The organism is Streptomyces sp. H27-C3 (assembly GCF_030063415.1).
Classification (GTDB): domain Bacteria; phylum Actinomycetota; class Actinomycetes; order Streptomycetales; family Streptomycetaceae; genus Streptomyces.
The window spans coordinates 148,775-173,262 of record NZ_JASITA010000003.1 but is presented as its reverse complement, the minus strand read 5'-3'; the positions used below and the strand labels follow the sequence as shown (position 1 = coordinate 173,262).

Sequence of the window (24,488 nt, the reverse complement as noted above, 5' to 3'; positions counted from 1 at the left end):
CGATGAGCCAGGCGGCGCAAAATCTGAACTGGTTGATCACCAACTTCGTGGACAACACCCCTGGGGTGTCCCACACGGTCGTGGTCTCCGCCGATGGACTCCTTCTGGCGATGTCCGAAGGTTTTCCGCGTGACCGTGCCGACCAGCTGGCGGCCGTGGCCTCCGGCCTGACCTCGCTGACCGCGGGGGCTTCCCGGATCTTCGAGGGCGGCGCTGTGACCCAGACCGTCGTGGAGATGGAGCGCGGTTTCCTCTTCCTCATGTCCGTCTCGGACGGCTCCTCGCTGGCCGTACTCGCCCACCCGGACTGCGACATCGGTCTGGTCGGTTACGAGATGGCTCTTCTTGTCGACCGGGCCGGGAGCGTCCTCACCCCGGACCTCCGTGCCGAGCTTCAGGGCAGCCTTCTCCACTAGGCCGCGCACCTCACAGGTATTGCCCTTGCCCAGACACATCACCGTCAGGCCGCGCAGCATCCCCCCACCGGCCCCGTCAGATAGCACGAACCCCAACTTGCTGTCATGCCCGGAGGATCCATGACCCCGCCACCCGCCTCACACGATCCGTACGGCGTTCACCTCGACGCGTCGTACGGCGGTGAAGGCGACCAGCCGCTGGTACGTCCGTATGCGATGACCGGCGGCCGGACCCGGCCCCGCTACCAGCTCGCCATCGAGGCGCTGGTCAGCACGACGGCCGACCCGGCGCACCTCTCCACACTCCTGCCCGAGCACCAGCGCATCTGCCACCTGTGCCGTGAGGTCAAGTCGGTGGCAGAGGTGTCGGCACTGCTGTCGATGCCGCTCGGTGTCGCGCGAATCCTCGTCGCCGACCTGGCGGAGGCCGGCCTGGTGGCCATCCACCAGCCGGGCAATGGAGAGGCCGGCGGCACGCCGGACGTGACACTGCTCGAAAGGGTGCTCAGTGGACTTCGGAAGCTCTAGCAGCGGGGAGGCCCGCTCCACCACCTCTGCGAAGATCGTGGTGGCGGGCGGCTTCGGCGTGGGCAAGACCACGTTCGTCGGGGCGGTCTCCGAGATCAACCCGCTGCGCACCGAGGCCGTCATGACGTCCGCTTCGGCGGGCATCGACGACCTCACCCACACCGGAGGCAAGACGACGACCACCGTCGCCATGGACTTCGGTCGTATCACTCTTGACCAGGACCTGATCCTCTACCTCTTCGGTACACCGGGCCAGGACCGCTTCTGGTTCATGTGGGACGACCTCGTGCGCGGCGCCATCGGCGCCGTGGTGATGGTGGACACCCGCCGTCTCGCCGACTGTTTCCCGGCCGTCGACTACTTCGAGAACAGCGGACTGCCGTTCGTCATCGCCCTCAACGGCTTCGACGGACATCAGCCCTACAAGCCGGACGAGGTGCGCGAAGCACTGCAGATCGGCCCGGACACCCCGATCGTCATCACCGACGCCCGCCACCGCGCGGACGCCAAGAGCGCGCTGATCACGCTGGTCGAGCACGCATTGATGGCACGACTGAAGTAGAAAGCGCCATACGGCAGTTGTCGTAGTCGAACGGGGGGCGGACTGTGTCCTTCGACACTCTCCGCCCCCCTGTTCATAACGTTTCGACAGAGAATTACCCCACCACTGCCACCCTGTGCGGTCGCGTGGTACCCCTGAGTTCACATCTGCCCCACTATTTGGCGGCGCTCGCTCTTTATGACCGTTTTATCTGAGGCTTACACCACTCGGAACGGCCGATTCCTGCTGTTTGGAACGCAGTGCTTGCACGTGCTGGAATTCGTCGAACTCCCGAGTAAGTAAGCCCTGAACGATAAACGGCACAATGTTGGTGCCGACGCCGAGAGGTTGTTGGTCGAGTGAGGCGTAGCAAGCAGAGCTCCGCAGAGCAGCAGGCGCGCGGGAACTTCACCCCGCCGCAGCGCACAGCGGCGTCGTCTGCGCCCCCGCCGGCAGCCGCCGCCCCGCCCCCGAGCAACGGCAGCTCCAGCCGCTTCGCGCCGCGCAACTGGCGCGTACCCACCAAGCTGAACGCGATCCTCCTCGTTCCTGTACTGGTCGGCCTCGTGATGGGCGGCTTCCAGGTCAAGGGCTCGATCGACACCTGGGGAGAGGCCCAGGACGCCGAGAAGACCGCGCTCGTCGTGCGTGCCGCCTCCGAGTACGGCCAGGCGCTGCTCAACGAGCGTGACCTCACCGCCGCACCGCTGCTCAACGGCAAGCGCACCAGCTCCGAGGTCACCGGCGCGTACAAGCTGACCGACGAAGCGGCACAGAACTTCAAGCAGGTCACCCGGGACCTGCCCGCGAACCAGGGCCTTGAGCGGCGTCTCAGCCTCTTTCAGAAGGAAGAGCCCAAACTTCCCGGCCTGCGCAAGGCCGCGTACAGCGAAGCCCTCGACCCGGTGCGGACCGAAGAGGGTTACGTCGCCGTCCAGCACTCCCTGATGGAGTTCGCCAACGAGCTCGGTCTGGGCACCGGCAACATCACCAGCTACGGCCGTACGGTTTACGCCATCCAGCTGGCGAAGGCGGCCGAGTCACTCCAGCGCTCCATCGGCACGCACCTGCTGGTGCGCCCGAGCGGTGACCCGGACAAGCTCGCGCAGCAGCGGATCGCGTTCAACTCGTACAACTACCTGGAGCAGATCGCCCTCGGCGAGTACCGCTCGGGTGGCACCGAGGAGGACACCGCCAAGCTGGTGCGGATCATGACGGGCAAGGCCGAGGACGGCGCGAAGAAGATCGCCGCCGCCAAGCAGCAGGCCGACCAGGCGGGCGTCCGGTTCGTGCCGCCGCCGAGCAAGAACGGCTCCGTCTTCGACGGCATGGCCGAGCAGATCGGCCAGGGCCAGAGTCCCGCGGCGCTGAAGGCCAAGGGCGTCACGCCCGAGGCGTGGATGGCCGGGGCGACCGCCAAGTTCGACGGGTACACCGAGGTCGAGAACGACCTGCTCACCAAGGCGGTGACCGAGGCCGCCGACATCTCGTCGGACGCCAAGACCGACGCCATCGTCAACGGTCTGATCGTCGTCATCGCGCTGCTCGCCGCGTTCATCCTGGCCGGTCTCATGGCACGCCAGATGAGCCGCTCGATGCGCCAGCTGCGCACCGCCGCCTTCGGTATCGCCGAGCAGCGACTGCCGATGCTGGTCGACCAGCTCTCGCGCACCGAGCCCGGCCGCGTCGACACCCGCGTGCAGCCGATCCCGATCACGTCCCGCGACGAGATCGGCGAGGTCGCCCGCGCCTTCGACCAGGTGCACCGCGAGGCCGTCCGGCTCGCCGCCGAGCAGGCCATGCTGCGGGGCAACGTCAACGCCATCTTCACCAACCTGTCCCGGCGCAACCAGGCCCTCATCGAGGGCCAGCTGACCCTGATCACCGGCCTGGAGAACAACGAGGCCGACCCGGACCAGCTGGAGAACCTGTTCAAGCTGGACCACCTGGCGACCCGTATGCGCCGCAACGGCGAGAACCTGCTGGTCCTCGCCGGCGAGGAGCCCGGCCGCCGCTGGAACCAGCCGGTCCCCCTCGTCGACGTGCTGCGTGCGGCATCCTCCGAGGTGGAGTCGTACGAGCGCGTCGAGCTGAGCGGCGTACCCGAGTCGGAGATCCACGGCCAGGCCGTGACCGACCTCGTGCACCTGCTGGCCGAGCTCCTGGAGAACGCCACCACGTTCTCGTCGCCGCAGACCAAGGTCCGCGTCACCGCGACCCGGCTGCCCGACGGCCGGGTGATGGTCGAGATCCACGACAAGGGAATCGGCCTCACCGCCGAGGACTTCGCCGACATCAACCACAAGCTGGCGAACCCGCCGACCGTGGACGCCGCCGTCTCGCAGCGCATGGGCCTGTTCGTGGTCGGCCGGCTGGCCGACCGGCACGGCGTCCGGGTCCAGCTGCGCCCCTCGGGTGAGCAGGCCGGCACCACCTCGCTGGTCATGCTTCCCGACGCCATCACCCACGGTGGCGGTGGCGAGGCGCTGCCGCAGGACAACTTCACGGTCTCCTCGATCATTCCCGAGCAGCAGCAGTTCGAGCCGGCGCCGCTGCTCACCGCGGCCGAGCTGGGCTTCGACGACTCGCGCTACGCGACGGACGCCCCGGACGACCCGCGGCAGTTGGACCCGGTGAACCGCTCGCTGATCCGCGAGGAGCGGCGCGCGCAGCTGGAGGCGCAGACCTCGGGCGACCGCCCGCTGTTCCGCGACGAGACCCAGCAGGGTTACGAGGGCGGGCTCGATCAGCAGTACGAGCAGCCGCAGCAGCCGCAGCAGCCCGCGTACGACCAGGGCGGATTCGACGGCTACGCGTCCTACCAGGCCTATCCGGAAGCCGAGTACCAGGCTCCCAAGACCCCGCAGCCGTCGTACGAGGAGTCCTACGACACCCCCTCCCACCAGGAGAACTGGCCGGATCAGGGCGCGTACCAGGCTCCGTACGAACCGGAGTTCGGCGGCCAAGCGGAATCTGCTCCCAGCGCTCCCGGGAACGCCCCGGAGCGCGTAGGATTCGACCGGCCAGGTCCCACCCCGGCAGCAGGCCCCGAGCTGACGCAGGCGGGCCTTCCTCGACGCGGTGGCCAGCAGCACTGGCAGCCCACGGGCCAGTCCGCCGGACAGAGCGCCGAAGAGCCCCCCGCCGCCGCGCAGCCGCCCCAGCAGCAGATCGCGGCGCAGCAGCAGCCCGCGCAGCTGGACGGGGGCAACAGCAACGGCAAGAGCGAGGACTGGCGCTCGTCGAATGACGAGCGCTGGCAGCGGGCGGAGAAGCTCCGCGAGCCCAAGGCGGGTGGAGTGACGACGTCCGGTCTTCCTCGGCGCGTGCCCAAGGCCAACCTGGTCGAGGGCACCGCGGAGCAGACTTCGCAGGGCGGCCCCCAGGTCTCCCGCGCCCCCGAGGACGTGCGCGGCAGGTTGAGCAACCTGCGGCGCGGTGTCCAGCAGGGACGCAACGCGGGTACGGACACGAACGGATCGGCCACTTACGATCAGCACGGTGGCCACGGCAATACCTACAACCAGGAGCGTTAGTGTGAGCCCGATGAGCCAGGCGGCGCAGAATCTGAACTGGTTGATCACCAACTTCGTGGACAACACCCCCGGGGTGTCCCACACGGTCGTGGTCTCCGCCGACGGACTCCTTCTGGCGATGTCCGAAGGGTTCCCGCGCGACCGCGCCGACCAGCTGGCGGCCGTGGCCTCCGGCCTGACCTCGCTGACCGCGGGGGCCTCCCGGATCTTCGAGGGCGGCGCGGTCAACCAGACCGTCGTGGAGATGGAGCGCGGTTTCCTTTTCCTCATGTCGATCTCCGACGGCTCCTCGCTGGCGGTGCTCGCACATCCCGAGGCCGACATCGGCCTGGTCGGTTACGAGATGGCTCTCCTGGTCGACCGGACGGGCAGTGTCCTCACCCCGGACCTCCGCGCCGAACTGCAAGGAACTCTTCTCAACTAGTAGACATACAGTGCGCTTTGGCATCCTCGAGCTTTAGGGTTCGGGGATGCGGCGCCCCAGCAATCGGCGCCCGGCAGTCGGAGGAGGAAACGTGGCAACACCCCCAGACGGTTCTTCGGCCAACTGGCCTTATGGCCAGGGCCAGAATCAGGGTGACCCCTCGCAGAACAGGTTCAATTTCCCCTCCGCGCCGAGCCGACAGCAGCAGTCGTACGAGCGCGCTCAGCAGCCGCAGCCCCGCATCCAGCCGGTTCAGCAGCGCCGGGCTCCCGAGCCCGCACCCCCGATGGCCAACCACAACCCGTTGGTCCGTCCGTACGCCATGACCGGCGGCCGCACCCGGCCGCGCTACCAGCTCGCCATCGAGGCGCTGGTGCACACCACGGCGGAGCCCGCACGGCTGCAAGGGCAGTTGCCCGAGCACCAGCGGATCTGCCACCTGTGCCGTGAGATCAAGTCGGTCGCTGAGATCTCGGCACTCCTCTCCATCCCCCTCGGCGTTGCCCGGATCCTCGTCGCCGACCTGGCGGAGGCCGGACTTGTCGCCATCCATCAGCCCGGCGGCGACGAGACCGCCGGCGGTCAGCCAGCCGTGACACTGCTCGAAAGGGTGCTCAGTGGACTTCGCAAGCTCTAGCAGCGGAGCAGCCCGCTCCACTACCTCCGCGAAGATCGTGGTGGCGGGCGGCTTCGGCGTGGGCAAGACCACGTTCGTCGGAGCCGTCTCGGAGATCAACCCGCTGCGCACCGAGGCCGTCATGACGTCCGCTTCGGCGGGCATCGACGACCTCACCCACACCGGGGACAAGACCACCACCACGGTGGCGATGGACTTCGGCCGTATCACCCTCGACCAGGACCTGATCCTGTACCTCTTCGGTACGCCCGGTCAGGACCGCTTCTGGTTCATGTGGGACGACCTGGTCCGTGGCGCCATCGGCGCCGTCGTTCTGGTCGACACGAGGCGGCTCGCCGACTGCTTCCCCGCCGTCGACTACTTCGAGAACAGCGGACTGCCGTTCGTCATCGCCCTCAACGGCTTCGACGGGCACCAGCCCTACAACCCGGACGAGGTGCGCGAGGCCCTGCAGATCGGCCCCGACACCCCGATCCTCACCACCGACGCCCGCCACCGCGCGGACGCCAAGAGCGCGCTCATCACGCTGGTCGAGCACGCGCTGATGGCGCGCCTGCGCTAGGGCGCGCCGGACCGTCGTACGTACGGGACAACACAAAGGCCCCCCGCACTCCTTGGATTCGAGGAGTGCGGGGGGCCTTTGTGTTGTCCGGGTGTTTCAGCCCTGCCAGCTGTGCGGCGCGCGGAAGCCGGGGGTGCGCTCCAGGCGGCGCCAGCCGGCGGTGGAGCGGCCGCCGTGGGCGGCGGGCGCGGCCTCTGAGTGGGACGCGGCGCGCGCCAGCAGGATGGCGGTGATGGCGGCCAGCTCCTCGGGAGCTGCCTGGCCCTTCTCGACGCGCAGCAGTGAGGACTGTGCAGGAGCGCTCATGAGTCGGTGATCTCCGTTCGTCGCGGGATTACTGCGGGGGGTTGCCGTGCTTGCGCGACGGCAGGTCTGCGTGCTTGTTGCGGAGCATCGCGAGGGAGCCGATGAGCACCTCGCGGGTCTCCGCCGGGTCGATCACGTCGTCGACGAGGCCACGCTCGGCGGCGTAGTACGGGTGCATCAGCTCGGCCTTGTACTCCTTGACCATGCGGGCACGCATGGCCTCGGGGTCGTCGGCCTCGGCGATCTGCTTGCGGAAGATGACGTTGGCGGCGCCCTCGGCGCCCATCACCGCGATCTCGTTGGTGGGCCAGGCGTAGGTGAGGTCGGCGCCGATGGACTGCGAGTCCATGACGATGTACGCGCCGCCGTAGGCCTTGCGCAGGATCAGCGAGATCCGCGGCACGGTGGCGTTGCAGTACGCATAGAGCAACTTCGCGCCGTGCCGAATGATTCCCCCGTGCTCCTGGTCGACGCCGGGCAGGAAGCCGGGCACGTCCAGAAGCGTGAGGATCGGGATGTTGAACGCGTCGCACATCTGCACGAAGCGGGCGGCCTTCTCTGAGGCCTCGATGTCGAGCACACCGGCGAGGGACTGCGGCTGGTTGGCGACGATGCCGACCACCCCTCCGTCCAGGCGGGCCAGCGCGCAGATGATGTTGGTCGCCCAGCGCTCGTGGATCTCCAGGTAGTCGCCGTCGTCGACGAGCTCCTCGATCACCTTGTGCATGTCGTACGGGCGGTTGCCGTCGGCGGGCACCAGGTCGAACAGCACGTCGCCGCGCCGGTCGGCCGGGTCCTCGGACGGGACCGTCGGCGGGTTCTCCCGATTGTTGGACGGGAGCATCGAGATCAGGTAGCGGACCTCGGCGAGGCAGGTCTCCTCGTCGTCGTACGCGAAGTGCGCGACGCCCGAGGTCCCGGCGTGCACATCGGCGCCGCCGAGCCCGTTCTGGGTGATCTCCTCGCCGGTCACCGCGCGGACCACGTCCGGGCCTGTGATGAACATCTGCGAGGTCTCGCGGACCATGAAGACGAAGTCGGTGAGCGCGGGGCTGTAGGCCGCGCCGCCCGCGCACGGGCCGAGCATCACGCTGATCTGCGGGATGACACCGGAGGCGCGGACATTGCGCTGGAAGATGCCGCCGTAGCCGGCGAGCGCCGAGACGCCCTCCTGGATGCGGGCGCCCGCGCCGTCGTTCAGGGAGACCAGCGGGGCACCGGCCGAGATGGCCATGTCCATGATCTTGTGGATCTTCGTGGCGTGGGCCTCGCCCAGCGCGCCGCCGAAGATCCGGAAGTCGTGTGCGTAGGTGAAGACGGTGCGGCCATCGACCGTGCCCCAGCCGGTGATGACACCGTCGGTGTACGGCTTCTTGGCCTCCAGGCCGAACCCGGTCGCCCGGTGCCGACGCAACTGCTCGACCTCCTTGAACGATCCCGGGTCGAGCAGCAGCTCGATGCGCTCGCGGGCGGTCAGCTTGCCCTTGGCGTGCTGTGCCTCGGTCGCACGGTCACTGGGTCCGCGCCTGGCCTGCTCACGCAGGGCGTGCAGCTCGGCCACCCGGCCACGGGTATCTGCTGGCTCACCCGACGTCTCGTCCAAAACGGTCATGTATTGACCCTACGAAGGAGACCAAGAAAAACAGCCCGTCGACTCTGTACAGTCTCCGGACCGTTTTCCTGGTAGGCCTGAACAGAACCTTCCCCGCAGGCGCCCTTAGTGCCAGCTCAGACCGGTTGCCCTTTGTCGGGGTCCAACAACGACGTCGGGCCGCGTCAGCTGAGAGTCACCTCACAGCTGTGGCTCGCCCCTGCCGTCCCGGGCGCCACGCGCAGCCGCAGAGTGCCTCCGGTGGCGAGCACCTCAACCGACGAATCCTTCGCCACGACCCCGCGGACCGGGTGCCGCCAGGTGATCTCCAGGGGCTGCCCGGTGCGGGGCGGCTCACTGACGCACAGCGTCGCCGTCCTGCGTCCCTGGGCGCGCCCCTCGCGTACGAGCACACTCGCCGGGGCGGTCGTGGTGAGCGGCCCCACCGTACCGGCCTGCCAGAAGTTGGCCGCGGTCAGGCCCAGCGAGCGGACGGTGACGGCCTGCCGGGTGGCGTTGTTGGCGAGGATCCGGAGCCAGTCGCCGTCCTGGGCGCGGGCGGCGAGAGTACGGCGGGAGGCGCCGGGCATCAGGAGGTAGGCGTACGAAGCGTCGGTGGGGTCGGTGCCGTGATCGAGCCAGAGGGTCCGGTAGCGGCGGGTGCGCTTCTCGGTGGTGCTGGTGGTGTTGATGTCGTTCCAGGACCCGGTGCGGTCCTCGCGCAGCGTCTTGAGGGCGGCGCCACCGGGGAAGACCCAGCCGCCGTGGCCGTCCAGGTGGGCCCAGCGGGGGCGGGAGCGGTCCTCGACGGTGAAGGCGTTCGTACCGCTCTCACCGAGCATCCGGTTGTCGACGATCGTTTCGGCGGGTACACCGTCGGTGCTGGTGATGCCCGCGCCGAGGCAGACGACCGTGTCGGCGACGCAGAACCACGACTTGCGGGCTTCGAGGGTGGAACCGAGCCCCTTGATGTGCTGGCCGACCGCGGCGAACTCGCCGTCGCTCGCCCCGCCGACCCACTTCACCGCGGGCCTGGCAGCGCCCCACTCGCCGCCCGCCCGGTCGGCCAACCGCTTGGTGGAGACGGTGGTGCCGGGCAGCCGGTAGAGGTCGACGGTGGGCCAGAACCAGTCGGTGTACTGATCGCCGCCCCGCTGCGCGTTCCACCAGTAGAGCATTCCGGCGCCGGTGTGCCAGCCGCGCGGATTCTCGCCGTTGCCGCACTCGTAGTACGAGATCCGCTCCGAGGCCATGGAGATATTGGCGGCCCAGCCGGGGCGGCGGTGCACGGCCCGGTCCATGGAGGCGAACAGCTTGTGGTTCACCGGCTCGGGAGCGGCCGGCTCCGGCCCCTCGGCGACGGCTTGCAGCCGCGAGAGGTCCGCGACGCCGAGCTGGCGGGCGGCCAGGATCGGGGCGGTGGTGTCCCGCTCGATCCAGCCCTTGACCATGGCGTTCCAGCGGACCCGCTCGGCGGGCGACGCACCGCCGGCGAGCAGGGGGACGGCCGCGATCAGGCCCTGGCCGTGGAAGTGGTCGCTGCGCATGACCTTGAGGTCGTCGCCCGCCAGGTACCCGCGGCTGATGGCCCGGCCGTTGACGCTGTCCATCATCAGGCCGTTGTGGATCAACGGCGCGTACGCGTTCTCGACACTGTCCAGGATGATCTGCCGCTCCGGGTCGGTGACGGCCCAGGTCGAACCCGCGAGCAGGGTGAAGAGCCGGCCGAGGCCGTCGAGCATGACCTGTCCGTACGTACCGGAGTAGGCGACCCAGGTGTGCTGGACGAACGATCCGTCGGCGTAGAGGCCGTCGCCCTTGGTGACGTACGGGAAGACGGGTGACAGGGCGTCGCGGGCGAGCGCGATCTTCGCCGGGTTCCTTCCGATGACCCCGCGCATCGCGACCGAGCGGCAGAGGTCCACGCGGTTGGCGCCGGTGGAGGTGCCGGTGTACGAGCCGAGGATCGTGTCGGGGATGAAGTGGTCGATGGCGGCGCAGGCGGCGGTGCGCCGGGCCGGGGTGAGCTGGTCGTGGAGGGCCGCGACGATGTCGAGGAGGAGGCGGGGGCTGCCGATCTGCCACTCCCACCAGTTGCCGTAGCGGGTCGTTGAGGGGGTGTAGACCTTCGCCGAGAGGTGGTCGAGGCCCTTGATGATGTCGGCGAGGAGACCCTCGTCGCCGGTAAGGCCGGTGCCCGGCTGGGCGTACGCCTGGGTCATGGTCCACAGCCGGGCGTAGCTGCGGGTGATGCCGGCCGGCGGGTCGAAGGTCTGCCCCGGCCACAGCGAGGTGTCGGCCGGGACCATGGACGCGCGAAAGCCGCGGGCGAGTTCGCCGGTCTCCTTGAGGCGGCCGGCGTACGGCTCGGTGGCGGGGTCGTAGTCGGCGCCGAGCGCGAGTTCGACCCAGCGCAGCCGCAGCGTGTCGAACTCGTCCGTGGCAGAGAGAGCTTGTGCGCAGGGCGCCGACTGGGCGGGCCCAGCGAGCCCGAGGCCCAGCCCGACGGTGGTGACCGATGTGGTGGCGAGAAAGGCACGACGGGACCAGGCTGCGGGCAGGTGCGGCACGGGTAATCCTCCCAGAGGGGGTGTGGTGTAGACCTGTGCCCGCTGGTGTAGCACGGGGTTCGGGGGCTTTCCATGGGTGGGACGGGCTGGATGGAAAGGGCTTGTGGCATACGGAGGGGGTGGCCGGGTCTGCGGGTGGGCCGCCGCGCGGGGCTGTTTCCTACCCGCCCCTTCCCGAGACTGAGGGCGAGCCCCCAGACCCCCGGACGCCCTACGGGCATGTCCTCAAACGCCGGAGGCGCTGAATTCTTTCCGGATGCCGCGCGTCTTCAGCCTGCCCGGCGCTTTCACCCCGCCCACTCAGCCCGTCCGGCGTTTGAGGACCGGGACCAGCGCGCGGGGCCGCCCCCGCGTTCTCCCACCCCGCCCACTTCAGCCGTCCGGCGCTTGAGGACAGGGGCCTGGGGCGGAGCCCCAGCTCGGGAAGGGGCGGGTACGCGAGAGTGCCGCAGGCAACCCGGGTTCACGGTGACGGCCGACGCGTAACGCCCGCAGGCGAATGCCCGGGGTGCAGCCGTGAGGCACCCCGGGCATTCACATGTCCGCGCGTCCGGCTCAGCAGCCGCCGCAGTTGTAGTAGGTCACGTCCCAGTGGTTGCCCTCGTCGGCGTAGATGTTGCCGGAGCCGGACTTCCACTGCGGGGCGCCGTCACCGCGCACACCGATGTAGGTGAAGGTGTTCTTGATGTAGTTGGTGACGCATGTCGACTTTCCGAAGTCGAGCTTGTAGCCGTTCCAGTGCGAGTACGTGCCGCCCGCGTGCCCGGTCTCGGTGCCACCGGTGATGTTGAGCCCGCAGCCCGTCGCGCTCCTGAGGGTCTGCGCCCCCTTCGCGGTGTCGAGGTTGAGCTGGTCGAAGGACGTACAGGTGGGGTTGTTGCGGTTGGAGCAGCCGCCGGACGACGACCAGGTGATTCCGGACGAGCTGAACATCGAAGTCGCGGTGGCGTGGCTGATCTTGGTGGCGGCCTGGGCGTCGGCCGCACTGCTGAAGACGCCGAAGCCGGGCGCGAAGAGTGCGCCGAGGACGAGCGCGATCGCACTGAGAGCGGAGCGGATTCTCACGAGGTTTTCCTCCTGCTGGTGACCGTGTTTCCGATGGGACGGCTGCGCAGGTGGAGCAAGGAGATGGTCCCGAGTTCTACGCGCGTCCGCCAGAGGGCGTGTTCGAACTTCACCCACCCCCCTCCCCTCCGCCGCCGGGCGCCCGCCGGACGAGGAGGCGCATGGGCGTGGTTGGACAGGGCACCCGAGAGGGACACCTCGACTTCAGGAGTTCACATGATGATTGTCGGCATCGTCGCCGTATGCGTTGTCCTGGCCGTGCTGGCCTTCCTCGTCCCCCGCCTCTCCAAGCACCCCGAGCGCGGCACCCAGCGCACCCTGGGCGCGGGCTCGCGCGCCGGGGGCAAGGCGCCCGGTGTGCTGGGGCGGATCTTCAGCAAGCCGTTCCGCAGCAGTTCCAAGGCCGTGGGCAAGAGTGGTGCGGCCGGCCGCCGTGGCCGTGGCCACATGCCTTTCTGATCACCGCGTCATGATGCCGCGCCCCTGTGCCCGGCCCGCTGTACGAGAAAGCGGGCCGGGCACAGCTCTGTCGCGACACGCTTGACGGTGAATGTTGAATCTTTAACCAGAATGGCTTACAGTCGGTGTCGAAGGAAGTTGAAAGTTGAACTACACCCGAGGAGGAGCCATGGCTCTGTTCAACCGCAAAAACGACACCGCCGCGGCCGCGACCGCCACCCTCGAGGTGGACCCGGCCCTGGCCGCGCTGACCGGCGACTACACGATCGACCCCGCGCACAGCAGCATCGGCTTCACGGTTCGCCACGCCATGGTGACCAATGTCCGCGGCAGCTTCGCCGACCACGAGGGCACCCTGCACCTGGACGGCTCCGACCCGGCCGGCTCCGCTGCCTCGATCGAGGTCCAGATCGCCAGCGTCGACACCGGCATGGCCGACCGTGACGGTCACCTGCGCAGCGCCGACTTCTTCGACGCCGAGACCTTCCCGCGGATGACGTTCCGCTCCACGTCGGCCGAGCAGCTCGGCGGCGACGCGTACCGGATCACCGGCGACCTGACCATCAAGGACGTCACCAAGCCGCTCGCCATCGACCTGGAGTTCAACGGCTCCGCGACCGACGTGTACGGCAACGAGCGCGTCGGCTTCGAGGGCAGCGCGACCATCCTGCGCTCCGACTGGGGCCTGACCTGGAACGCGGCGCTGGAGACCGGCGGCGTGATGGTCAGCGACAAGGTGAAGCTGACGTTCGACATCTCCGCGATCAAGGCGGCCCCGCAGGGCTGAGCCCGGCGATGACGTGTGGGGGGTGCGGAGGCCGGACGGCCGCCGCACCCCCCACAGTGCTGATCACCCACGCACCGCGAACTCGCACCACACCACCTTCCCCGGGTCCCGCTCCCCCACCCCCCACTTGTCGGCCAGCGCCGCCACCAGTAGCAGCCCCCGGCCCGTCTCGGCGTTCGGCGCGAGCTCCGGGGTGCGGACCGTGCCGCCCCCGCTGTCGTGCATCTCCACCCGGAGCAGGCCCTCGCGCTCCAGGTACAGGTGGAGCCGAAAGCCCCGCCCCGGCGGCACACCGTGCAGCAGCGCGTTGGTCGCCAGCTCGCTTACGCAGAGCAGCACCGCGTCCGCCCCTGCCGCCGTATCGGCGCCCCATTCCGCGAGGGCCTGGGCCGTGAACTTCCTGGCCGCCGGGACGGAGCGGGCCTCACGGCGGTAGAACGCCTCGCGGAAACAGGGCAGTTGAAGTTCGTCGTTCATACGCCAACTGTCACGGTGAGTCACTAGGGTGGGCCAGTGGGTGAAGCAGTACAGATCTCTTGTACGGCACAGAACCGGTCGCGTACGGCCCCGGGCGGAAAGGCAGAATCCATGCACCCGGCGAATAACGGCCTCGGGGGCAATAGAGCGTGGATCAGCGAGCGGCGTCCTGCGGCTTCGCGTCCAAGGCGGAGGAGGGAGGCGACGCGGAGCGTCGTCGACCGACGACAACGCCGGAGGCGGAGTCGCAGGACGCCGGGAGCCCGCGCACTATTGCCCCCGAGGTCGTAAGCGTAAGAAGAACCCCTCTTGGCATCTGGTCGGCGCCCAGCTCGGCCACTTCCGCGAGCACACCGGCATGACGCAGCCGCAGCTCGCAGAGCGGGTGTGCACGCACGTGGACACCATCGCCTCCATCGAACAGGGGCGACGCCCCCTCCAGCCAGAGCTCGCCGACCGGCTGGATGAACTCCTTTCCACAGGCGGCGCGTTGGCCGTCGGCGTGGAGATGATGCCGGAGCGGGAGCGGTACCCGGTCTTCGCCCAGGACTTCATCGACTATGAAGCCCCGGCGCTGACCCTGCTCTCGTACGAGACTCAAGTCGTACCCGGATTGCTCCAGACCGAGGAGTACGCCCGAGCCGTGTTCTCGTGCCGCCCGCCGCCTGGGCCGCCTTCGTCGGGGCCGCGCTCTAGTTAGAAGCCGCCGCCGCCTCCGCCGTCGAAGCCGCCGCCCCCGCCGAAGTCGCCTCCGCCGCCGAAGTCACCGGGGTTGAAGTCGCCGCCGGAGTAGTCGCCGCCGTCGTAGCCGCCCGCGCTCGGGTCGGCGTAGGCCGGGGTCGACAGCATCGAGCCGAGCATCGTGCCCATCAGCAGGCCTGGCAGCAGGCCGCCGCCGTAGTAGCCGCCGGCCCATGGGCCGTACGCCGGGCCCGCCTCCCAGTACGGGCGGCGGCCGTCGGCCGTCTCGACCGTGCGGGTCATCGGGTCCTGGCCGTCCGCCAGCCTCGCCGCGTCCGCCGCGCAGACAGGGACCTCGCGGACCGCGCCGCCGGGCGGTGCCCAGGTCGCGTCGGCCGTTGACGGGCCGTGGCGCGGGTCGAAGAAGCACGGCGGACGGCGGGCCGGGATCTCGTTGCCGGTGCGGCGTGCGGCCAGGACCGCGAGTGAGTAGCGGCCGTCCTGAAGCGCCTCGGTGACTCCCCGGACGTCGTCGGGCTTCGTCGCCGAGGCCATGCCCGACTTGGCCTTCTCGTACGCGTCCAGCGCCTGCTCGTAATCGCCGCGCATCGCGTCGTCGGCGCCCGGTTCGCCCGGGTGGAAGTCCAGCCGGTCCAGCTCTTCGCCGAACGCCGTGATGTCCTCGTCCACGACCACCCGCAGCTTCTCCAGCGCGGCCCGCTCAAGCTCGGCCCGCTTCTGCCGCTTGCGCCTGACCAGGACAAACGCGCCCGCGCCGCCCGCCGCGACGACCGCGCCGAGGGTAATGAGACCGGCGGCGGACGAGCCGTCGGAGGCCCCTGGGTCCCAGGAAGCGGGGGCGCTACCCCTGCTCTGATCCAAAGCGTCGTCGACGAAGGAGTTCAGCTGGGTGGCGGCGTCCTCGGTGCCGCCCGCCGGTTTCACCGATGCGGTGAGGTTGGCGACGGCCTGCTTAGGCATCACGCTCGGGTCCGCGCCCGCGTTGAAGCCGTCACCGAGCCGGACCGCGTACAGACCGGTGACCCCGGTCTTGGCCCGCAACGTACTCAGCAGCCCGTCCTCCGGGAAGTCCGCGTTCTTCGGCAGCACGGCGACGAACACCGGTTTGCCCGCGTCCTCGATCTTCTTCGTCAGGGCCTTCGCGTCGGCGGCCGACAGCTGAGCGGAGGCGCCCGGTGCGACGTACACCGGGCCTTCGCGCAGCGCGTCGGCGGCGGTGTCCAGCGGCGTGGCCGCCTGGGCGCCCGGCGCGACGGCGAGAGCGGTGGCTGCCAGCGCGAGCAGCAGCCCGGACAGAGTGGAAAGCAGCCGGCTCCTCATGCTTCGACGCTACCCGAAAGGGTGAGTAAACGGGCAGGCGTGGTCAGGGACAACTGAGGTCAGGGGTGACTGAGGTCAGGGGTGACTGAGAATGTTGACGATCTTGCCGTTCGGGTCGACGGCGAAGAAGCGGCGTACGCCCCACTCCTCGTCCTGCAACGGGTGCACGATCCGGGCGCCCGCGGCGACCATCGCCGCGTACGCCGCGTCCACGTCGTCCACCTCGATGCTCAGGTCTGCCTCGACGGGCGCTGACGGGTCGTGGGTGGCGAAGGTGAGCTGGGCGGTGGGGTTGGCGGGCGAGGCGAGCGTCATGACCCAGCCGTGGTTCATGACCTCCTCGAAACCCAGCAGGCCGTAGAAGTCACGGCTCTCCTCGATCGACAGGGCCGACTCGGACCGGACGTCGGGCACCACTCGGCGTACGGACATCACGTCTCCTCACCACCGCCGGATGCACATGCCGGATGCACATGCCGGGAGCGAGCGGGCGGCTCCTCGCGGGAGCCGTGCCCGCCCACCCCTCCACCGGACCCTATTCCGCGGGCTCGACCCCCGCCTTGAGCAGCCCGTACGTGTACGCGTCCTCCAGCGCCTGCCAGGACGCCGCGATGACGTTCTCCGCGACACCCACCGTGGCCCAGTCGCCGTCGCCGTCGCCCGTGGTGATCAGCACGCGGGTGGTGGACTCCGTGCCGTGCTTGCCCTCAAGGATACGGACCTTGTAGTCGACCAGTTCCAGCTTGGCGAGCTGCGGGTAGATCCGCTCCAGGCCGACACGCAGCGCCTTGTCGAGGGCGTTGACCGGGCCGTTGCCCTCCGCAGTGGCGACGATGCGCTCGCCCTTGGCCCACAGCTTCACCGTGGCCTCGTTCGCGTGGGTGCCGTCCGGGCGGTCCTCGGTGATCGCACGCCAGGACTCCGTACGGAAGTAGACCCGGGCGCGGCCCTCGACCTCCTCGCGCAGCAACAGCTCGAAGGAGGCGTCCGCCGCTTCGTACGTGTAGCCCTTGAGCTCGCGCTCCTTGACGCGCTCGACGACGCGACCGACCAGCTCGCGCTCGCCGTCCAGGTCGATGCCGAGCTCCTTACCCTTGAGCTCGATGGAGGCGCGGCCCGCCATGTCGGAGACGAGCATCCGCATGGTGTTGCCGACCTGCTCGGGGGCGATGTGCTGGTAGAGGTCGGGGTCCACCTTGATCGCCGAGGCGTGCAGGCCGGCCTTGTGCGCGAAGGCGGAGACGCCGACGTACGGCTGGTGGGTGGAGGGGGTGAGGTTCACGACCTCGGCGATGGCGTGCGAGATACGGGTCATCTCGGCCAGCGCGCCCTCGGGCAGCACCTGCTTGCCGTACTTGAGCTCCAGCGCGGCGACGACCGGGAAGAGGTTGGCGTTGCCGACGCGCTCGCCGTAGCCGTTGGCCGTGCACTGGACGTGGGTGGCGCCCGCGTCGACCGCGGCGAGGGTGTTGGCGACCGCGCAGCCGGTGTCGTCCTGGGTGTGGATACCCAGGCGGGCGCCGGTGTCGGCGAGGACGGTGGTGACAACGGCCTGGATCTGGGCGGGGAGCATGCCGCCGTTGGTGTCGCAGAGGATGACCACCTCGGCGCCGGCCCCGGCAGCCGCTCGTACGACGGACTTGGCGTACTCCGGGTTGGCGCGGTAGCCGTCGAAGAAGTGCTCGCAGTCGACGAAGACGCGGCGGCCCTGGTCGCGGAGGTAGGAGACGGTGTCGCGGACCATCTCGATGTTCTCGTCGAGCGTGGTGCGCAGGGCGAGCTCGACATGCCGGTCGTGCGACTTCGCGACCAGTGTGATCACCGGGGCGCCGGACTGCAGCAGGGCGTTGACCTGCTGGTCCTTCGAGGCCTCGGCGTTCGGGCGGCGGGTGGCGCCGAAGGCCACCAACTGCGCGTGCTTGAAGTCGATCTCCTTCTTGGCGCGGGAGAAGAACTCGGTGTCGCGCGGGTTGGCGCCGGGCCAGCCGCCCTCGATGAAGCCCACGCCGAAGTCGTCCAGGTGCCGGGCAATGGTCAGCTTGTCCGCGACCGTCAGATTGATGCCTTCGCGCTGCGCACCGTCACGCAGGGTGGTGTCGAAGACGTGAAAACTGTCGTCGGGGCCTGAAGTGGTCATGGCTGGTTGGACTCCTGTCGGGTGAGTGGCTCCGGAAGAAATGGCTCCACTTGCCCCCATCATCCCGTGCGCCCCGTTCCGGCCGTGGTGGGGCCGGGAAACGAAAAAACCTCTCGCGGGTGCGAGAGGTCTGCGCGCGGGTCTGGGGCACGATGGCCGCTCAGTACGTGGTGGTACGAGGCGGTCAGTGCGGACCGGCGCGCCTGCTGCCCATAATCACGGCGAACGAGAACACGGACGAAGTGTCGCATGTCTGCCGCTCCGTGGAAGCCCCCATCTCATAATGCGGGCGGGGCCGGACATGTCCGGCCCCGCCCGTCCGCTCCAGTGCGAGGTGCGCTCAGCGCAGGCGGCACGAAGACGTCCTCGGTGCGGGCGGTGTCGCCGGGCGCCAGGTTCGACGCGTACGACGTGAAGGCGGCGACCCGCCCGTCGGCGCTGGTGACAGGACAGGTCGACGAGTCGTTGCCCCGGGCGCCGGGTCTGCGGCCCGGCGGCCGCGGCGGCCGCGGGCCGCGCTGTCGCGGTGACGGCGGCGACGCGCGCGGCACTGAGCGTGATCCATGAAGCGAAGGCCATGGAGGTTCCCCCGGGGTGCCGACGCGGTGATCGGTCCTCCTGCCAAGAACGCGATCCGGCAGCCCACGGTTGCGACCCCGACGCGCCCGCGCCGGGGCCGGCCGATCAGGTGCGGCTGGGCGCCGACCCGGTTCAGCCGAGCGACTCGTCGAGGAACTCGCCGATCTGGGTGAGCACTTGGGACCGCTCCGAGCCGGGCAGGGCCATCGCCACATGGGTGCTGAAGCCGTCGAGCAGCGCGCGCAGCCGGGTCGCGAAGCGGTCCGCGTCGACCGCGCGCAGTTCGCCGCGCGACGCGCCCTCGACGAGGAGCGCCACCAGGTCGCGGTGCCAGGACAGTTCGATGTCCAGGAGGCGGGCGCGGGCCGGCTCGTCGACGGCGTGCGAGCGGTTCCACAGTTCGAGCCACAGCGCCCAGTGGGGATCGCGGGGCCCCGCCGGCACATACAGGTCGACGTACGCGTCGAGGCGTGTCCGGACGGGGACCTGGCGGCCGAGGGCGGCCCTGCGGTCCATGCCGAGCTGCTCCTCGCTCCATTCGAGGGTCTGCAGGAGCAGCTCGTCCTTGCTGTGGAAGTAGTAGAGGAGATGTCCGCTGCTCATGCCGACCTCACGGCCGAGACCGGCCATGGTGAGCCGCTCAAGACCGCGCTCGGCGATGCTCGCCATGGCGGCGGCGAGCACCGCCTCGCGGGGCGGGGCCGTGTTGCGGCGGCGCGGCGGCTTGGCGCCCGCGGCGCCGGTCATGACACGTTCATTTCCACCCGTCAGTTCTACCTGGCCACCCGGTCAGCCGCGCACGGCGGGCTGCTGCTGGGTGACGCAGTGGATGCCGCCGCCGCCCGCGAAGATCGTGCGCGCGTCGACGAGTGTCACCGTGCGGTCGGGGAACAGGCCGCGGAAGATCTCGGCGGCCTCCTCGTCGCGCGGGTCGCCGAAGGCGCAGAGCACGACGCCGCCGTTGCAGAGGTAGTGGTTGATGTACGAGTAGTCGACCCACTGGCCGCTCTCGTCACCGTCCGCGCCGCCCTCGGTGAGAACGGTCGGGGCGGGGATCTCCACGACCTTGAGCAGGCGCCCCTTCGCGTCGGTCTGGGTACGCAGCAGAGCCACGTTCGCCTTGCACCGCTCGTGGTCGGGGTGGGCCGGGTCGGGCTGGGTGTGGGCGACGACCACGCCGGGTGCGGCGAACGCGGCGACGATGTCGACGTGTCCGAGGGTGCCGTAGCCGTGCGGCGGGTAGTCCGCGGTGAGGCCGCGCGGCAGCCAGATCGCCTTGGTCGTGCCGAGCCTGGCGTGGATCTCGGCCTCAACCTCTTGGCGGGTCATGCCGGGGTTGCGCTCCGGGCCGAGCTGGACGGTGTCGGTGAGCAGGACCGTACCCTCGCCGTCGACATGGATGCCGCCGCCCTCGTTGACCAGGGGGGAGCTGTGGACGGCGACGCCCGCGAGGTCCGCGACATGGCGGGCGATCTTGGCGTCGTGCTCCCAGCTGGCCCACTCCTGTGCGCCCCAGCCGTTGAACACCCAGTCCACGGCGGCCAGTCGGCCCTCCTCGTCGGTGACGAAGGTCGGGCCGATGTCACGCATCCAGGCGTCGTCGAGCTCGCGCTCGACCAGGTCGATGTCCGGGCCGAGCAGCGCGCGGGCGCCGTCCGACTGTCCGGGTCCCACCACCATGGTGACCGGCTCGAAGCCGCGTACGGCGCGGGCCACGGCCGCCCAGGCGGCGCGCGACTCGGCGAGCTCCTCGTCGTTGGGGAAGGTCACGTTGGGGCCCGGCCAGGCCATCCAGGTGCGCTCGTGCGGGGCCCACTCGGCGGGCATGCGGAAGGTCATGGCGGGTCCCTAGAGGAAGTAGAGGCGGTTGAGGGAGACGGAGTCGGCGGGCTCCGAGCGAAGCGGGTCGCCGTCGAGGCTGACCAGGCCGCTGCGGGCGTCGACTCCGACGTCTCCGATACGGGAGTTGAGGCGCAGGTCGGCGGGGCCGATGCCGCGCGTGTGGCGCACCGCGACGCGGCGGCGGCGGGTGGGCATCTGGTCGTTGCCCTGGTCGATGGCGGCCTGCGCGACAAAGGCCACCGAGATCTCGGCGGGGGTCGCGCCGTACGAGCCGAACTGCGGGCCCAGGACGAGCGGCTCACAGGTGTCGGTCGCGGCGTTCGGGTCGCCAGTGACGCCGTACGCCGGGAAGCCCGACTTAAGGACGAGCTGCGGCTTCGCGCCGAAGAACTGGGGCTTCCACAGCACGATGTCGGCCATCTTGCCGGCCTCGATCGACCCGATCTCGTGGGCCAGGCCGTGGGCGATGGCGGGGTTGATGGTCAGCTTGGCCATGTAGCGCAGCACGCGCGCGTTGTCGTCGGCCGGGCCGTCGCCGTCCATCGGGCCGAGCTCGGCCTTCATCTTCCCGGCCATCTGGAACGTCCGGCGCACGGTCTCGCCCGCGCGCCCCATGCCCTGTGCGTCGGAGGAGGTGATTCCGATGGCGCCCAGGTCGTGCAGGACATCCTCGGCGCCCATGGTTCCGGCGCGGATGCGGTCGCGGGCCATGGCGGCGTCGCCGGGCAGATCGGTCTTGAGCCCGTGTACGGACACGATCATCCCGTAGTGCTCGGCGACCGCGTCCCGCCCGAAGGGGAGGGTGGGGTTGGTGGACGAGCCGATGACGTTCGCCACGCCCGCCATCTTCAGGACGTTGGGCACATGGCCGCCGCCGCAGCCCTCGATGTGGAAGGCGTGGATCGTACGGCCGTCGAGGACGGAGAGGGTGTCCTCGACGGAGAGGCATTCGTTCAGCCCGTCGCTGTGCAGCGCGACCTGTACGTCGTGTTCCTCGGCGACGCGCAGGGCGGTGTCCAGGGCGCGGGTGTGCGCGCCCATGTCCTCGTGCACCTTGAAGCCGGACGCCCCGCCCTCGGCGAGGGCCTCGACCAGGGGCGCGGCGTCGGAGGACGAACCGCGCGCCAGGAAGCCGATGTTGACCGGCCAGGCGTCGAAGGCGCCGAAGGCGTGCCGCAGCGCCCAGGGCGAGTTGACACCGACGCCCCAGACGGGGCCGAACTCCTGACCGATGACCGTGGTGACGCCGGCCGCGAGCGAGGCTTCCATGATGCGGGGCGAGAGCAGGTGGACGTGGGTGTCCACGGAACCCGCGGTCGCGATCAGCCCCTCCCCCGACACGATGGTGGTGCCCGTGCCGACGACCACGTCCACACCCTCGAGGGTGTCCGGGTTCCCGGCCCGCCCGATGGCGTGGATCCGGCCCTCCCTGATACCGATCGACACCTTGCGGATCCCCTGCGCCACGTCGATGACCAGCACATTGCTGATGACGACGTCGCAGGTCTCGCGGACGGCGGCGGCCTTCAGGTGCAGCCCGTCGCGGGCGGTCTTGCCGAAGCCCGCCAGGAACTCGTCGCCGGGCTTCTGGGCGTCGGACTCGACGCGCACGGTCAGCCCGGAGTCTCCGAGCCTGACCCGGTCCCCGGCGCGGGGCCCGTGTACGGCGGCGTACTCGTGCGGATCGATGCTCATGCCTCTGCTCCCCGTTCGGATCCCAGATAACCGCAGGCCACTGCCCTGCGCAGGGCCTCTTCCTTCGCGCCCGGCGCGTCCAGTGGCCCGTCGACCAGGCCCGCGAAACCGATCGCGATCCGGTCGCCGCCGATCGGGACCAGGCCGACCTCGCGCTCGCCGCCGTCCGCGTCGAAGCGCACGGACGATCCCGCCGGGACGCACAGCCGCATGCCGTACGCCGCCGAGCGGTCGAAGTCGAGGCGCGGATTGGCCTCGAAGAAATGGAAGTGCGAGGTCACGCTGATGGGGACGCTCGCGGTGTTGCGCACGGTCAGCAGCACCGCGGGCTGCTGCTCGGCGTCCGCGGGGCCGGGCAGGACCGCGCCGGGGGCGTCGTCGCCGAGCAGGCCGCCGCCGATCGGCGACGCTACGACCGCGAGCCGCGAGCCGTCGTCGAAGACGGCCTCCACGTGTACCTCGGTCACCACGTCGGCGACGCCGGGCAGTACGTCGTCGGGGCCGAGCACGGCGCGCGCCGCGTTGATCGCGTCGGCGAGCCGCAGCCCGTCGCGGGCCGCCTCACACACGGTGTCGGCGATCAGCGCGGTTGCCTCCGGCACATTGAGCCGCAGGCCGCGGGCCCGGCGCGCCCGGGCCAGCTCGGCCGCGCCGAACAGCAGCAGCCGGTCGCGTTCGGTCGGGGTCAAGCGCACGCCGTCCCACCTCCGGATGAATGAATCACGATTTGAGCACCACTCTAACAATTGATTTTCTGTGGCGGAAGCATTGACGTGCCACCTTGAGCTAAGCCACATTGAACGCCACTCAAATAGTCGTCCGGCGGAGCAGGAGCCAAGGCATGCCAATCGAGCAGCGCGGAGTCGACACCATCCCCGACGGGGAACGCACCAGCGGTCCCCGAGATCTCGTTTCGATCCTCATCGGATCGAATCTCTGCCTCGGCGTCATCATCTTCGGCTGGCTGCCGGTCTCCTTCGGGCTCGGCCTGTGGCCGGCCGTCACCTCCGTCGTGGCGGGCACGGTTGTCGGCACCCTGCTGACGGCGCCGCTCGCGCTGGTCTCGCTGCGCACCGCGACCAACCTGTCCACCTCGAGCGGCGCCCAGTTCGGCGTACGCGGGCGGCTCGTCGGCTCGGTCGTCGGCCTGCTGCTCTCGCTCGGCTACACCGCGCTGACCCTGTGGATCGGTGGCGACGTCATGGTCGGCGTGCTGGCCCGGCTGATCGGCCTGCCGGCCAACGGCGCGAGTCACGCCCTGGTGTACGCGCTGCTCGCGGGGCTGACGGTGGTCTGTGCGATCTACGGCTACCGGCTCCTGCTACGGCTCAGCAAGATGCTGGCCGTCGGCATGACCGTGCTGCTGCTCCTCGGCCTCGTCGCGTACGCCGGTGACTTCACGGCCGCGCCGCCCACCGGCTCGACGTACCTCCTGGGCGGCTTCTGGCCGACCTGGCTGCTGTCGGCCGTCGCCGCAGGGCTCAGCGGCCCGATCGCCTTCATCACGCTGCTCGGCGACTACACCCGCTACATCTCGCCGCGCCGCCACAGCTCCCGCGCCGTCTTCGTCGCCTCCTGTCTCGGGCTGCTCGCCGGGCTGCTGATCCCGCAGCTCTTCGGCACCTTCACCGCGCTGGCGGCGGACGCGGCGCTGGACTACGCGGGGCCGCTGGTCGCCGCGGCACCCTTCTGGTATCTGGTGCCGCTGCTGCTCGCGGCCTCCGCGGGGTCGGTCGGCAACGCGGGCCTGATGCTCTACTCGATGGGGCTCGACCTCGACGCGATCCTGCCGCGTGTGACGCGGGCGCGGGCGACGCTCGTAGTCGCCGCGGTAGCCACCGCGTTCGTCTTCCTGGGCCACTTCGCGTGGGACGCGCAGTCCGCGATGACGTCCTTCGTGCTGCTGCTCACCGCGATCGGCACGCCCTGGGCGGTCATCACGACGATCGGTTACTTCCGCTGCGGCGGCAGGTACGACGCGGAGGCGCTCCAGGTCTACAACCGCCGCGCGAAGGGCGGCGTCTACTGGTTCCGCGCGGGCTGGAACGTACCGGCGACGGTGTCGTGGGCGCTGGGGGCGGCGGTCGGTCTCGCGGCGGTGTCGACGCCGCTGTACGAAGGTCCGTTGCTCGCTCTCACTGGTGGGGTGGACTGCAGTTTTGTGCTCTCGGGGATTGTGGGGGGCGTGGTGTACGGGATGGTGGGGCGCGGCGCGGCGGTGGCAGTGCTTCCGCCGGAGCCGGTGCTTCGGTAGGCGGGCAGGGTGCGGGCCGCTGGGCGGGGTTTGATCCCCTACCCGGCCCTCCGCACCCCC

Annotated in this window: 24 protein-coding genes; 12 read left to right on the top strand and 12 right to left on the bottom strand. The window is 70.0% G+C overall.

Going from position 1 to position 24,488, the window contains the following annotated elements:
* The first annotated feature begins 2 nt into the window (after positions 1–2).
* The 7 genes from QMK30_RS04095 (at position 3) to QMK30_RS04065 (ending at position 6,644) form a co-directional block, all read left to right on the top strand.
* A complete protein-coding gene (locus QMK30_RS04095; RefSeq protein WP_037649408.1) occupies positions 3–416 on the top strand; it encodes a roadblock/LC7 domain-containing protein in 414 nt (137 codons plus the stop codon).
* Between the two features lie 120 nt (positions 417–536).
* A complete protein-coding gene (locus tag QMK30_RS04090) occupies positions 537–944 on the top strand; it encodes a DUF742 domain-containing protein (RefSeq protein WP_283515749.1) in 408 nt (135 codons plus the stop codon).
* Positions 925–1,506, top strand: coding sequence for a GTP-binding protein (locus tag QMK30_RS04085; RefSeq protein ID WP_283515748.1), 582 nt, complete (start codon positions 925–927; stop codon positions 1,504–1,506). The genes QMK30_RS04090 and QMK30_RS04085 overlap by 20 nt, the downstream gene beginning before the upstream one ends.
* Positions 1,507–1,844: 338 nt before the next feature.
* Complete coding sequence (locus QMK30_RS04080; RefSeq protein ID WP_283515747.1) at positions 1,845–5,021, top strand: sensor histidine kinase; 3,177 nt, start codon at positions 1,845–1,847, stop codon at positions 5,019–5,021.
* Between the two features lie 10 nt (positions 5,022–5,031).
* Entirely contained in the window at positions 5,032–5,445 is a 414-nt protein-coding gene (locus tag QMK30_RS04075; protein WP_283515746.1) for a roadblock/LC7 domain-containing protein, read from the top strand.
* 91 nt (positions 5,446–5,536) lie between these two features.
* Positions 5,537–6,082, top strand: coding sequence for a DUF742 domain-containing protein (locus QMK30_RS04070; RefSeq protein ID WP_283515745.1), 546 nt, complete (start codon positions 5,537–5,539; stop codon positions 6,080–6,082).
* Positions 6,063–6,644, top strand: a complete 582-nt coding sequence (locus QMK30_RS04065; protein ID WP_028813754.1) for a GTP-binding protein — start codon at positions 6,063–6,065, stop codon at positions 6,642–6,644. Before QMK30_RS04070 ends, QMK30_RS04065 begins: the two co-directional genes overlap by 20 nt.
* A gap of 96 nt (positions 6,645–6,740) precedes the next feature.
* Here QMK30_RS04065 and QMK30_RS04060 read toward each other — a convergent pair whose 3' ends face one another.
* From QMK30_RS04060 to QMK30_RS04045, 4 genes are all read right to left on the bottom strand, one after another.
* Entirely contained in the window at positions 6,741–6,950 is a 210-nt protein-coding gene (locus tag QMK30_RS04060) for an acyl-CoA carboxylase subunit epsilon (RefSeq protein WP_283515744.1), read from the bottom strand.
* 28 nt (positions 6,951–6,978) lie between these two features.
* On the bottom strand, positions 6,979–8,562 hold the full coding sequence (locus QMK30_RS04055) for an acyl-CoA carboxylase subunit beta (RefSeq protein ID WP_283515743.1): 1,584 nt from the start codon (positions 8,560–8,562) through the stop codon (positions 6,979–6,981).
* 164 nt (positions 8,563–8,726) lie between these two features.
* Complete coding sequence (locus tag QMK30_RS04050; protein WP_283515876.1) at positions 8,727–11,042, bottom strand: polysaccharide lyase 8 family protein; 2,316 nt, start codon at positions 11,040–11,042, stop codon at positions 8,727–8,729.
* A gap of 624 nt (positions 11,043–11,666) precedes the next feature.
* Positions 11,667–12,176, bottom strand: coding sequence for a hypothetical protein (locus tag QMK30_RS04045; RefSeq protein WP_283515742.1), 510 nt, complete (start codon positions 12,174–12,176; stop codon positions 11,667–11,669).
* A 216-nt stretch (positions 12,177–12,392) separates the two neighbouring features.
* On the opposite strand from QMK30_RS04045, the gene QMK30_RS04040 reads away from it, so the two are divergent.
* Positions 12,393–12,635: a DUF6411 family protein gene (locus tag QMK30_RS04040; RefSeq protein WP_283515741.1), complete on the top strand. Its 243-nt coding sequence runs from the start codon at positions 12,393–12,395 to the stop codon at positions 12,633–12,635.
* A 169-nt stretch (positions 12,636–12,804) separates the two neighbouring features.
* Positions 12,805–13,422: a YceI family protein gene (locus tag QMK30_RS04035; RefSeq protein ID WP_283515740.1), complete on the top strand. Its 618-nt coding sequence runs from the start codon at positions 12,805–12,807 to the stop codon at positions 13,420–13,422.
* 63 nt (positions 13,423–13,485) lie between these two features.
* On the opposite strand, the gene QMK30_RS04030 is transcribed toward QMK30_RS04035, so the two are convergent.
* Entirely contained in the window at positions 13,486–13,899 is a 414-nt protein-coding gene (locus QMK30_RS04030) for an ATP-binding protein (RefSeq protein WP_283515739.1), read from the bottom strand.
* Positions 13,900–13,927: 28 nt separating this feature from the next.
* Here QMK30_RS04030 and QMK30_RS04025 point away from each other — a divergent pair, with 28 nt between their 5' ends.
* A complete protein-coding gene (locus QMK30_RS04025; RefSeq protein WP_349362039.1) occupies positions 13,928–14,599 on the top strand; it encodes a Scr1 family TA system antitoxin-like transcriptional regulator in 672 nt (223 codons plus the stop codon).
* Here QMK30_RS04025 and QMK30_RS04020 read toward each other — a convergent pair.
* From QMK30_RS04020 to cimA, 3 genes are all read right to left on the bottom strand, one after another.
* The gene (locus QMK30_RS04020) at positions 14,596–15,921 is read right to left on the bottom strand and encodes a hypothetical protein (RefSeq protein ID WP_283515737.1); all 1,326 of its coding nucleotides are present in this window, start codon (positions 15,919–15,921) and stop codon (positions 14,596–14,598) included. The two genes, QMK30_RS04025 and QMK30_RS04020, sit on opposite strands and share 4 nt — an antisense overlap.
* A 75-nt stretch (positions 15,922–15,996) precedes the next feature.
* Positions 15,997–16,353, bottom strand: a complete 357-nt coding sequence (locus QMK30_RS04015) for a VOC family protein (protein ID WP_283515736.1) — start codon at positions 16,351–16,353, stop codon at positions 15,997–15,999.
* A 103-nt stretch (positions 16,354–16,456) separates the two neighbouring features.
* Complete coding sequence (gene cimA / locus QMK30_RS04010; protein WP_283515735.1) at positions 16,457–18,058, bottom strand: citramalate synthase; 1,602 nt, start codon at positions 18,056–18,058, stop codon at positions 16,457–16,459.
* 327 nt (positions 18,059–18,385) lie between these two features.
* Here cimA and QMK30_RS04005 point away from each other — a divergent pair, with 327 nt between their 5' ends.
* Complete coding sequence (locus QMK30_RS04005) at positions 18,386–18,625, top strand: hypothetical protein (protein ID WP_283515734.1); 240 nt, start codon at positions 18,386–18,388, stop codon at positions 18,623–18,625.
* 144 nt (positions 18,626–18,769) lie between these two features.
* Here QMK30_RS04005 and QMK30_RS04000 read toward each other — a convergent pair whose 3' ends face one another.
* From QMK30_RS04000 to ureA, 4 genes are read right to left on the bottom strand one after another with little or no spacing between them, the layout of a single operon-like run.
* Complete coding sequence (locus tag QMK30_RS04000) at positions 18,770–19,384, bottom strand: TetR/AcrR family transcriptional regulator (protein ID WP_283515733.1); 615 nt, start codon at positions 19,382–19,384, stop codon at positions 18,770–18,772.
* A 42-nt stretch (positions 19,385–19,426) separates the two neighbouring features.
* The gene (locus QMK30_RS03995) at positions 19,427–20,476 is read right to left on the bottom strand and encodes an agmatine deiminase family protein (protein WP_283515732.1); all 1,050 of its coding nucleotides are present in this window, start codon (positions 20,474–20,476) and stop codon (positions 19,427–19,429) included.
* Positions 20,477–20,485: 9 nt separating this feature from the next.
* The gene (locus tag QMK30_RS03990; protein WP_283515731.1) at positions 20,486–22,174 is read right to left on the bottom strand and encodes an urease subunit alpha; all 1,689 of its coding nucleotides are present in this window, start codon (positions 22,172–22,174) and stop codon (positions 20,486–20,488) included.
* A complete protein-coding gene (ureA, locus tag QMK30_RS03985) occupies positions 22,171–22,869 on the bottom strand; it encodes an urease subunit gamma (RefSeq protein ID WP_283515730.1) in 699 nt (232 codons plus the stop codon). Before ureA ends, QMK30_RS03990 begins: the two co-directional genes overlap by 4 nt.
* A 146-nt stretch (positions 22,870–23,015) precedes the next feature.
* On the opposite strand from ureA, the gene QMK30_RS03980 reads away from it, so the two are divergent.
* On the top strand, positions 23,016–24,428 hold the full coding sequence (locus tag QMK30_RS03980; RefSeq protein WP_283515729.1) for a cytosine permease: 1,413 nt from the start codon (positions 23,016–23,018) through the stop codon (positions 24,426–24,428).
* The last annotated feature ends 60 nt before the right edge of the window (positions 24,429–24,488 follow it).